At 73.7% G+C, this 9,927-nt stretch carries 10 protein-coding genes; 3 read left to right on the plus strand and 7 right to left on the minus strand.

Going from position 1 to position 9,927, the window contains the following annotated elements:
• The first annotated feature begins 123 nt into the window (after positions 1–123).
• Positions 124–1,350 carry an extracellular catalytic domain type 1 short-chain-length polyhydroxyalkanoate depolymerase gene (locus KGD84_RS32270; protein WP_220564059.1) on the plus strand — a complete coding sequence of 409 codons (1,227 nt, stop codon included), beginning with the start codon at positions 124–126 and terminating at the stop codon, positions 1,348–1,350.
• 154 nt (positions 1,351–1,504) lie between these two features.
• Here the strand turns inward: KGD84_RS32270 and KGD84_RS32275 are convergent, their stop codons facing one another.
• The 4 genes from KGD84_RS32275 to sigK all read right to left on the minus strand — a co-directional run bounded on the left by KGD84_RS32275 (position 1,505) and on the right by sigK (position 5,381).
• Complete coding sequence (locus KGD84_RS32275; protein WP_370634637.1) at positions 1,505–2,053, minus strand: MarR family winged helix-turn-helix transcriptional regulator; 549 nt, start codon at positions 2,051–2,053, stop codon at positions 1,505–1,507.
• 168 nt (positions 2,054–2,221) lie between these two features.
• A complete protein-coding gene (locus KGD84_RS32280; RefSeq protein WP_220564061.1) occupies positions 2,222–3,841 on the minus strand; it encodes an AMP-binding protein in 1,620 nt (539 codons plus the stop codon).
• 221 nt (positions 3,842–4,062) lie between these two features.
• Entirely contained in the window at positions 4,063–4,785 is a 723-nt protein-coding gene (locus KGD84_RS32285) for an anti-sigma factor (RefSeq protein ID WP_220564062.1), read from the minus strand.
• Complete coding sequence (gene sigK / locus KGD84_RS32290; RefSeq protein ID WP_220564063.1) at positions 4,782–5,381, minus strand: ECF RNA polymerase sigma factor SigK; 600 nt, start codon at positions 5,379–5,381, stop codon at positions 4,782–4,784. Before sigK ends, KGD84_RS32285 begins: the two co-directional genes overlap by 4 nt.
• 137 nt (positions 5,382–5,518) lie before the next feature.
• Here sigK and KGD84_RS32295 point away from each other — a divergent pair, with 137 nt between their 5' ends.
• Positions 5,519–7,072, plus strand: a complete 1,554-nt coding sequence (locus tag KGD84_RS32295; RefSeq protein WP_220564064.1) for a molybdopterin-dependent oxidoreductase — start codon at positions 5,519–5,521, stop codon at positions 7,070–7,072.
• 75 nt (positions 7,073–7,147) lie between these two features.
• The gene (locus KGD84_RS32300) at positions 7,148–7,435 is read left to right on the plus strand and encodes a hypothetical protein (RefSeq protein WP_220564065.1); all 288 of its coding nucleotides are present in this window, start codon (positions 7,148–7,150) and stop codon (positions 7,433–7,435) included.
• Between the two features lie 68 nt (positions 7,436–7,503).
• Here the strand turns inward: KGD84_RS32300 and KGD84_RS32305 are convergent, their stop codons facing one another.
• From KGD84_RS32305 to KGD84_RS32315, 3 genes are all read right to left on the minus strand, one after another.
• Entirely contained in the window at positions 7,504–8,172 is a 669-nt protein-coding gene (locus tag KGD84_RS32305) for a hypothetical protein (protein WP_220564066.1), read from the minus strand.
• Between the two features lie 98 nt (positions 8,173–8,270).
• Entirely contained in the window at positions 8,271–8,651 is a 381-nt protein-coding gene (locus tag KGD84_RS32310; RefSeq protein WP_378891993.1) for a DUF6114 domain-containing protein, read from the minus strand.
• Positions 8,648–9,283: a DUF6230 family protein gene (locus KGD84_RS32315; protein WP_220564068.1), complete on the minus strand. Its 636-nt coding sequence runs from the start codon at positions 9,281–9,283 to the stop codon at positions 8,648–8,650. The genes KGD84_RS32310 and KGD84_RS32315 overlap by 4 nt, the downstream gene beginning before the upstream one ends.
• Between the last annotated feature and the right edge of the window lie 644 nt (positions 9,284–9,927).

Genomic DNA, 9,927 nt, shown 5'->3' on the forward strand with positions numbered 1-9,927 from the left:
ACTGGACAGCGACATGTGATCGGGGTCTCTGCTACATGTCGCATGGATCACACGCGCGTTAGGGTCCGGTCAACGGTTCGGCCGAACCCCCCGCTCACGCCGTATCCCAGGAGGCAACCCCCCATGGACTCCGCCGCCCGCCGGGCGCGGGTGCCCCTCGCCCTCGCCGTGGCCACCGTCCTCGTCACGACCGCCGCACTGCTGGCCGCCCTGGCGCCCCGCGCGCACGCCGCCGCCCTCACCCCCGTCACCTCGTTCGGCACCAATCCCGGCAACCTCTCCCTGTACACGTACGTGCCCGACGGGCTGCCCGCCGACGCGCCCCTGGTGCTCCTCTTCCACGGCTGCGCCCAGGACGCGGCCGCCTACCACCGGCACTCCGGCTGGGCACAGGCCGCCGACACGGGCGGGTTCGCCCTCGCCTACGCCGAGCAGAAGACCGCCAACAACGCCAACCGCTGCTTCAACTGGTTCGAGCCCGGCGACGTCGCCCGCGACTCCGGGGAGGCCCGCTCGGTCCGGTCCATGGTGGAGCACACCGTGTCCGCCCACGGCCTGGACGCCGACCGCGTGTACGCCTCCGGCCTGTCCGCCGGCGGCGCCATGGTGAGCGAGGTGCTGTCGGCCTACCCCGACCTCTTCGCCGGGGGCTCCATCGTCGCCGGGATCCCCACCGGCTGCGCCTCGAGCATGATCGACGCCTTCACCTGCATGAACCCCGGCCGGAACTGGACGCCGCAGCAGTGGGGCGACAGGGTCCGCGCCAAGAACCCCGGGTGGACCGGTCCCTGGCCGCGCGTGGCCGTCTGGCACGGCACCTCCGACACCACCGTCGCCCCCGCCAACGGCACCGGCAGCGTGCGGCAGTGGACCGACGTCCACGGCATCTCCGGCTCCCCCACCGCCACCGAGTCGCTGCCGGGGTCCACCACCGCGTCCTACTACGGCGGGGCCGACGCCGCCTCGGCGCGGGTCGCGCACTACTCGGTCTCCGGGCTGGGGCACGGCACCCCCGTCGACCCGGCCTCGGGCTGCGGCACCGCGGGCGCGTACTTCCTCGCCTCGGTCTGCTCCACGGGGTACACCGCGGGGTTCTGGGGGCTGGCCGACGGCCCCGGCCCCGATCCCACCGACCCGCCCACGGAGGAGCCCACCGAGGGGCCCGGGTCCGGGGAGTGCGTGCGCGCCACCAACTACGACCACGTCCGGGCGGGCCGCGCCGTCCAACGGCTCGGCCTGGCCTACGCCGCCGGCTCCGACGACCCGCTCGGCCTGTGGAACGTGTTCGTGACGACCTCCCTCACCGAGACCTCGGCCGGGTACTGGGAGAACACCCCCGGCGCCTGCTGAGCCCCCGGGAAACGGGAGCGGGCGGGCCGGGGACCCCTCCCCGGCCCGCCCGCCGGTCCCGGGCCGGGCACGACCCCCGCGGCGCCCGGACCGCCCGTCGCCGCGTTCATCCCCGAACGGGCGCGGTGACGGAGACAGGCACCTCTCGGGCCTGTCAGTCCTGTGTGCCGGGGTCCGGCGCCCCGCGGGCACCCTCCCCGGCGAGCGCGGCGAGCCGCGCGGGCATCCGGGCGCGGCCGCCCAGCACGTTCCCGGTCAGCCGCCGCAGGGCCAGCCGGGTGGACTCGAACTCCTCCTCGGGGAGGTCGATGGCCTCCCCGACCGCCTCCGGGATCCCCTCGGCCAGCTCCCGCATCCGAGCGCCGGACGGGGTGAGCGCGACCAGCACCGAGCGCTCGTCGCGCGGATCCCGGCCGCGGTCCAGCAGCCCGCGCGCCTCCAGCCGCTTCAGCAGCGGGGTGAGCGTGCCGTAGTCCAGCTGGAGCGCCGAGCACACGTCCTTGACCGAGCACTCCCCCCGCTCCCACAGCAGCATCATCACGAGGTACTGGGGATAGGTGAGGTTCAAAGGCTCCAGGAGCGGCCGGTAGAGGTTGGTGACCGCACGCGAAGCGGCGTAGAGAGCGAAACACATCTGCTCATCGACGCGGGGGAGGGGGAAATCGTCCTCGGACGTTTCAGGTCGGTCGGGCATCGGCAACATGGTAGTAACCCCGTACCCGATGTCAAAGCACACAAATGTCTTGCACGCAAGGAAAAAAGGAACCCAATTCCCCAAGGATTCGGATTCCTTTCATGGTCCGGCATTTCCGCACGCCCGGGCCCGGACGCCGCCCCCGCCCGGGGAGGGGACGGCACCCGGACGCCGCCGTCACTGGCGCGGAACGTCGAACGGAAGCCTGCGCTTGACCACCTTTCCGGCGGCGTTGCGCGGCAGCTCCTCCAGGAACACCACGTCCCGGGGAACCGAGAACCGGCCCAGCACCCCGCGCACCCGCATCCGGATCTCGTTCGGGTCCAGTACCGCGCCTTCGTGCGGCACCACGAACGCCGCGAATCGCTGACCGAACTCCTCGTCCGGCACCCCCGCCACCACGACCTCGCGCACGCCCGGGAGGGCGACGATCGCCTCCTCCACCGGCCGAGGGAACACGTTCTCCCCACCGGAGACGATCATGTCGTCGTCCCGGCCGGCCACGTGCAGCAGCCCGTCCGCGTCGATGTACCCCCGGTCCCCGGTCTCCATGAGACCGTCGGCCACCCGCTTGCTCCTGCCGTTGGTGTACCCGTCGAACAGCATCGCGTTGCCGACGAAGATCGACCCCTCCCGCTCCGGCGGCAGCTCCGCCCCGTCGGCGTCCACCACCGCCAGCCGGGTCCCCAGCGGCGCCCGCCCCGCCGTCGTCGGCGAGGTGCGCATGTCCTGCGGCGTCGCGATCGTCGCCCACGACACCTCGGTGGACCCGTACAGGTTGTAGAGCACGTCCCCGAACTCGTCCATGAAGCCCGTGATCAGCTTGGGGCTCATCGCCGACCCGCTCACCGCCACGATCCGCAGCGACGACGTGTCGTAGGCGGCCCGCGTCGACCTGGGCAGGTCGAGGATCCTCTGCAGCATCACCGGCACCGCGAACAGCGCCGTGCACCGCTGCTCCTGGACCGTCCGCAGCACGTCCTCCGGCTCGAACACCCGCCGCATCACCAGGGTCGCCCGCATCGTCATCCCCAGCTGCACCCCCGCCAGCCCCCAGGCGTGGAAGGCGGGCGCCGACACCAGGATCCGGTCCGAGGACCGCAGCGGGATCCGCGACAGGATCGACGCGGCGTCCTGCGGGCCCCGCGGGGTGGGCCGCCGCGCACCCTTGGGCGTACCCGTCGTCCCCGACGTCAGCACGATCAGCCGCCCCGGGCTCCCGGGCGGCTCCTGGTCGTCGCCGTCCAGGGGGACGCTCCCCCACGCCAGGTCCGAGGCGCCGGAGTCGCTCCACGCCGTCAGCCGCGGGACCTGCGCCGGGATGAGCGCGCACAGCTCCGCGAACTCCTCGTCGGCCACCAGCACGGTGATCCCGTTGGCCTGCGCCACGTCCGCCAGCTGCGGTGCCGAAAGGCCCGTGTTCAGCAGCACCGTGTCCGCGCCCAGGCGGCCGCAGGCGATCATCGTCTGCACGAAACCGCTGTGATTGCGGCACAGCAGCCCCACCCGGCTCCGGGGGCCCGCGCCCGCCTCCCGCAACGAGCGGGCCAGCGCACGCCCGCGCAGGTTCATCACCGCGAAGGTGCTCTCGCCGCGCTCGTCGACGACCGCGGCGTGGTCGGGGGCGCGCTCCCCGGCGGCCGCGTATCCGCCCGCGATCGTCGCCCCCCAGGTTTTGAGGGCGCGCAGCTGTCGGGCGATCCTGTCCGGCCGGCCCGGCGAGAGGACGCCCGCGCGCACCAGGACCCGGGCCACCTCGAAGGTGTGTCGTACACGGGACGGACCATCGGTAGCCATGCTGTCTCCGGGGGGTACGGGGACGGGCGAAGCCTTCCGCGCCTCACCGGGCGGCCTTCGCCGCGTGGACCACCCGGAAATACTGCGACCGTAGGCGACGGGGCGGAGCGTTTCTCCGTACGCGGATGAGCGGTCACCCGCCGTTCCTTGTCACTTCGGGACACGGTCGCCCCGTCGACATGTCGACACCGCGTGTCGACATGCGGTGTCGACACGTCGCCTCACATGTCGATGGTGAGCTCCTCCCCGCTCGGCTCCGCCCTCTCCCCCTCCGGCTCCAGTGACACCCACAGCTGGTCCGGCGAGCCCATCCCTCCGGCCAGCCCCGCGTGGTGCCCGCCGTCCGAGGCCTCCAGCACACCGGCCGGACGCACCTCGCCGCCCGAGAACCACCACATCCGGTAGTCCATCCCCTCCGGCGCCCGCGGCAGCCCCTCCACCACCAGGACAGCGGCGTCCCGGTCGTACGAGGCGAACAGCGTCGCGCGGGCGTCCCCCAGCGGGGCCTCCATCATGTTCGTGTCGGACGCGGCCAGCAGCGCCTCCATCTCCGCGGCCCGGGCCTCCTGCGCGGCCAGCCGCTCGTTGGCCGACACCAGGGCCCCGGCCAGCACCGTGCAGAACAGGGCCAGCGCCGCGGCCAGCCCCCACGGGGCCCACCGCGCCGGGTTCCGGACCCGGGCGCGCCCGCCGGCCCGCCCGGTACGGCGCGGCGGCTCCTGCCGGGTCCGCTCCGCCTCGGCGCGCAGGGCCCGCCACACCCGCTCCCCGGGCCGGACCGCCTCGGCGCGCGCCAGCCTGGCCGTGGTCTCGCGGAACTCGGCGAGGTCCCGGCGGCAGTCCTCGCACTCCGCGAGGTGCCGCTCCGCCCGGCGGGCCTCCTCCGGCTCCAACGCGTGGACGGCGTACCCCGCCGTCAGCCCGTGCTCCCCGGTCCGTCTCACACCGTCACCCCCAGGCAGTCCCTCAACTTGATCAACCCGTCGCGGAGCCTGCCCTTGACGGTGGTCAGCGGTACCCGCAGCAGGTCGGCGGCCTGCCGCTGCGTGTACCCGGTGTAGTACGTGAGGCGGACCGCCTCACGCTGCCCCTCGGTCAGCCGCCGCAGGCAGCGGCGCACCTTCTCCTGTTCCAGGCGGTTCTCCACCTGCTCGGGCACCGCGTCGTGCGGGGTCGCCCCCGGCTCCAGCCGACCCGCCGCCGACAGCCTGTCCGACGCCGCCTGCTCCGACCGGACCCGGTCCACCGCCCTGCGGTGGGCGATGGTGCACACCCACGCCGCCACGCTCCCCAGCTCCGGATCGTGCCGCGAACCCGTCCGCCACACCTCCAGGAAGACCTCCTGGCACACCTCCTCCGCCTGCGCCGTGTCCACCAGCACCCGCCTGGCCACCCCGAAGACCGGCCCCGACAGCTCCCGGTACACCTCTTCGAACGCCTCCAGGTCGCCCAGGGCGACCCGGCCCAGCGGCTCCGCCAGAGGGTCGCCCCGCCATGTCCCCGCCCCCTCCGGAGCCGGGTGCGATCCCGCCCGTATCACCGGACCACCAGCCTTCCCTGTTCGTTCACCACGGGGTTCGGACCAGAGGGGCGCCGGGAGACCCCGGCCGCGGATCCGTGATCCTTCTGTTACCCGAAGACGTGTCGCCCTCCCGGGACCGGCTCCGAACGAGGGGCATGACCGACACACCGAGCAGCCTCCCCGCGGTCCCGGCCGCCGTCGCGGGACTCGTGTCCGCGGGCGCCGCCCTGGCCGCGGCCGAGGCCGTCGGAGCCCTCGTGTCCCGCCCCGCGGCGACACCGCTCCAGGCGGTCGGCGCCGGCGTCATCGACCTGGTGCCCCTCCCCCTCAAGCAGTTCGCCGTGGACACGTTCGGTACAGCGGACAAACCCGTCCTGCTCGGCGGCATCGCCGTCCTCCTGGCCTGCGCGGCCGTGCTCATCGGCATCGCCTCCGTCCGCAGGCGCGCCGCCGCGATCGCGGGGACGGCCCTGTTCACCGCCGCCGGCCTCACCGCCGCGCTCACCCGGCCCGACGCCGGACCGCTCGACGCCCTGCCCACCCTGGCGGGCGCCGCCGCCTTCGCCGCGGTCCTCGCCCTCCTCACCCGGACCCCCGCCCCGACCGGCGGGGACGGCCGGGGCGGCTTCGACCGGCGCAGGTTCGTCCTCCTGGCAGGAACCGCCGCGGCGGCCTCCGCCGCGGTCGCCGCCGGAGCCCGGCTGGTCCCCGCCGGCCGGGGCGGCCTCGCCCCCGCCGACGTCACCCTGCCCGTCCCCGGCGACCGCGCCGCGCCCCTGCCGGACGGCATCGACCTGGAGATCGACGGGCTCGCCCCGCACTTCACCCCCGCCGCCGACTTCTACCGCATCGACACGGCCCTGTCCGTGCCCCGCATCGACGCCACCGCCTGGTCACTGCGCATCCACGGCCTCGGGGTCCGCGACGAACTCGTGCTCACCTACGACGACCTGCTCGGCCACCCCGACCTCCGCGAACGCGACATCACCCTCGCCTGCGTGTCCAACCCCGTCGGCGGTGGGTACATCGGCAACGCCCGGTGGACCGGCGTCCCCCTCGCCTCCCTGCTGGCCCAGGCCGGGGTGCGCTCCCCCGCCGACGGAGGCCCCGCCGACCAGCTGGTCTCCCGATCCGAGGACGGGATGACCCTCGGCACCCCGGTCGCCGACGCCATGGACGGGCGCGACGCCATGCTCGCGGTCGGCATGAACGGCCGCCCCCTCCCCCGCGAGCACGGCTTCCCCGTCCGCATGGTCGTCCCCGGGCTCTACGGCTACGTGTCGGCCTGCAAGTGGATCGTCGACATCGAGCTGACCACGTTCGACTCCTTCGACGCCTACTGGGTCCCCCGCGGCTGGGCGGCCCGGGGACCGGTCAAGACGCAGTCCCGCATCGACACCCCCCGCGAGGGGGCGGACCTCCCGCCGGGCCCCACCACCGTGGCCGGGGTCGCCTGGGCCCAGCACACCGGCATCGACAGGGTCGAGGTCAGCATCGACGGCGGCCCCTGGACCGAGGCCGGCCTCGCGCCGGAGGGGACCGCCGACACCTGGCGCCAGTGGGTCCTGGAATGGGACGCCGAACCGGGCGGGCACCGCATCGCCGTCCGCGCCACCGACCGCGCCGGCCGGACCCAGACCCCCGACCAGGCGCCTCCCGCGCCGGACGGGGCCACCGGCCACCACACCGTCACCGTGACCGTGGCCTGAGACCCCGCCCCCGCACGGGGGCGGCCCCGGCCCGGACCGAGGGCCGGGAGGGAACCGAGAGAAGAGGAACCGGAGATGCCCACCACCTTCCACAGGGCCCGCCGCCTGCTCGCCGCCGGAGCCATCGCCGGTGTCGCCGTGTTCGGCGTCGCCGCATGCGAGAACACCGGAGAGGGCGGCCCGGTCGACACCGAGGAGACGTCCGAGGAGCCGATGGAGGACGGGACGGAGGAGTCCGGCGGGATGACGGACGACATGTCCGAGGATGACTCCATGTCCGAGGAGCCCATGGAGGACGACATGTCCGAAGAGGACCCCATGGACGGCGAGATGTCGGAGGAGCCCATGGACGACGAGGGCTGACGCCCCGCGCCCGGGCGACGGCCCCCGACCGCTCCCCGGAGCGGAACGGGGGCCGCCGGCCGCGTGCGTCAGCCGGTCACGGTGATCGGCGAGGACGGGTCATCGGCGTTCGTCACCAGGTAGGTCGCGGTGAAGCCCGACTCCGTGGCCTCCACCGGGCAGCCGAAGCCGCCCTCCACCACCACCGGGGCGGAGGTGTCGAAGGCCAGCGTCGAAGCGGGCGAGCCGTTCGTCCAGGTGCCCGACACCCCGACCGGGGCGTCGGGGCTCACCGTCGCGGTGCACGAGGCCAGGCCGCTGGTGGTCACCACGATCCCGCCCGCGGGGACGGTCATGGTGCCCACCGACGGGGAGCCGTTCTGCATGGACATCTCCCACACCGGGTCCGCCACCGTGACGGTCGCGTCCACGAACAGCACGTTCGTCGAGCAGTCCTCGAACGTGGGCGCGTTGATCGGCCCGGACACGGCGCCGTCCGGGTTGTGGTTGCCCGGGGCGGCGGGCACGAGGTTGTTCCCGCCACCGGGGTCGGTGGCCGAGACGTCGCAGGTGATCACGACGCTCCCGGCGGTGAAGGTGGCGCTGCCGGACAGGGACGCGGAGAACGCGGCCCCGGCCGGCTCGACCGTCGTCGGACCGGCCTGGGCGGCCAGCGCGGTGCCGCCGGGCAGCAGCAGGGCGGCGCCGGTCAGGGCGAGCAAGGAGTAGGTGCGGGATCTCGGTCGCGGAACCGACATGAACACTCCTAAGAGAGGACTTGTGCCAGGGATGCGCGCCATTCGGTAGCCGTGGTTTTCCGGACGGACCGGGGCGGGCGGCGCCCGCCCCGGTGGTCTCAGGCCCCGGACCGGTCCCGCCGGGCCCCGCGCCGCGGCGGCCGCGCCACGGGCCGCCAGGCGAAGGCCAGGCCGCCGCCGACCAGCGCCAGCAGCGTCCCCACCACCAGACCGCCCAGGTTGGACAGGACCAGCGCGCCCAGCCCGAGGAACCCCGCGAGGGAACCCGTGATGACGTGCTGGGCGGGGGTGAACCAGGTGACCAGCCCCAGGACGACGAGCATGCCCCCGAACAGCACCGAGGAGACGGTCCCGACGCCGGTGTGCACCATCAGTTCGACCGGCATGGCGACCAGCGAGGCCATGACCACCCCGGAGGCGATGATCAGGAGCCCTCCGGCGAACGGGCGGCGCCTGCGCCAGGCCGTCCACCGGCTCAGAAGCACTCGTCCTCCCCGAGGCTGATGCCCAGGTTCAGATCGGCGAGGCGGAACGTGCCCGCGGTCGCGGCCCGGGCGGTCTGCTCCAGGTCCTCGACCACGATGACGTCCGACTGCATGCCGAACAGGTCGTTGAACCCGGCGGCGCCCCGCGGGCCCTTGTCGAGGGTCCCGGCGTCCCGGCCGATCTCGATGTTCTCGAACTCGGCGTCGCCGCCCATCTGCGACATGTCGATGACCAGGTTCTCCGCGATCACCGGCGAGCCCTGGTCGCCGGCGGTCAACCGGAGCGAGATCGCGCCGACGATGGGGAACTCGGTGAGCACCGACTGGCACAGGCCGACGATCTCGGCCTCCCGGATCCCGGCGACCGCGACGGGGACGGCCTCCCTGCGGACGGTCTGGTCGAGCCAGCCGTACTGGACGAAGCCCTCGCCGTGCAGGCTGTCCGCGGAGATCTTGAACTCCTGCCCGGACACGGAGAACGAGGCGGCCAGGGCGCCCTGCGCCATGGCGACCAGCAGCCCGCCGACGGCGACGCCCGCGGGGACGCAGAACAGCGCGAAGCGCTTCCAGCTGGTGTGGCTCCGGGGGGAGTCGGCGCCGACCTCTTCGGGGGATGTGCGGTCCATGAACGTCCTTCCGGGTGCGCCCGCACAGGGCACGGATGCGAACACGTGCGACCGCGTCGCGCCCGCCGTTCCCCCGAACCACGGCACACGGTCACCGGCCGGATGAAGGGCCGGTAATGCTGCACATCATGGAACGGGGTCAGGGTGATTTCAAGGGTGGTCCCGGAACTTTCCGGCGATTCCCGCAATTGCTCACGAAAAGGCTCTGACGTGCGGCGACCGAGAAAAAGAAGAGCGTGTGCACCGCCTCCGCCCCGGCCCGGCCGTGCCGGCCGCCCGGAGGAGCGCGCCGTTTTGTCACCCCGGTGAGCGAAGCGCCGCGCGGTCCCCGTCCACCGGTGAGCGGGGCCCGGGCGGGCCGATCGCCGAAGGGAGCCGGAAGCGCTGCGGGACGGGGGATGCGGCGTGTGAGTGGCGACACAGGCGGTTCGGTTTGCCGCGGCCCCCGGAGGGGGGTAGTGTTCTCCGAGTCGCCAACGGGACGGCGAGCGGCTCCACAGGATGTCGACTCGGAACCGGACCGGGATCAGCGACGAACTCCCTTCCGAAGTGAGCGGTTCGAAGCACTGCTTCGACCATGTAAACTCGGTCGGGTCGCCTCGAAAGAGGCACACGCCTTCACCGAAATCAGAAGGACCCGGAAA

It is taken from the genome of Nocardiopsis changdeensis (assembly GCF_018316655.1).
Classification (GTDB): domain Bacteria; phylum Actinomycetota; class Actinomycetes; order Streptosporangiales; family Streptosporangiaceae; genus Nocardiopsis; species Nocardiopsis changdeensis.

Coding starts and splice junctions, on each gene's coding strand:
- KGD84_RS32315 (WP_220564068.1), bottom strand. CDS start 9,283: ATGGACCGCACATCCCCCGAAGAGGTCGGCGCCGACTCCCCCCGGAGC.
- KGD84_RS32295 (WP_220564064.1), top strand. CDS start 5,519: ATGACCGACACACCGAGCAGCCTCCCCGCGGTCCCGGCCGCCGTCGCG.
- KGD84_RS32280 (WP_220564061.1), bottom strand. CDS start 3,841: ATGGCTACCGATGGTCCGTCCCGTGTACGACACACCTTCGAGGTGGCC.
- KGD84_RS32300 (WP_220564065.1), top strand. CDS start 7,148: ATGCCCACCACCTTCCACAGGGCCCGCCGCCTGCTCGCCGCCGGAGCC.
- KGD84_RS32270 (WP_220564059.1), top strand. CDS start 124: ATGGACTCCGCCGCCCGCCGGGCGCGGGTGCCCCTCGCCCTCGCCGTG.
- KGD84_RS32275 (WP_370634637.1), bottom strand. CDS start 2,053: ATGTTGCCGATGCCCGACCGACCTGAAACGTCCGAGGACGATTTCCCC.
- KGD84_RS32305 (WP_220564066.1), bottom strand. CDS start 8,172: ATGTCGGTTCCGCGACCGAGATCCCGCACCTACTCCTTGCTCGCCCTG.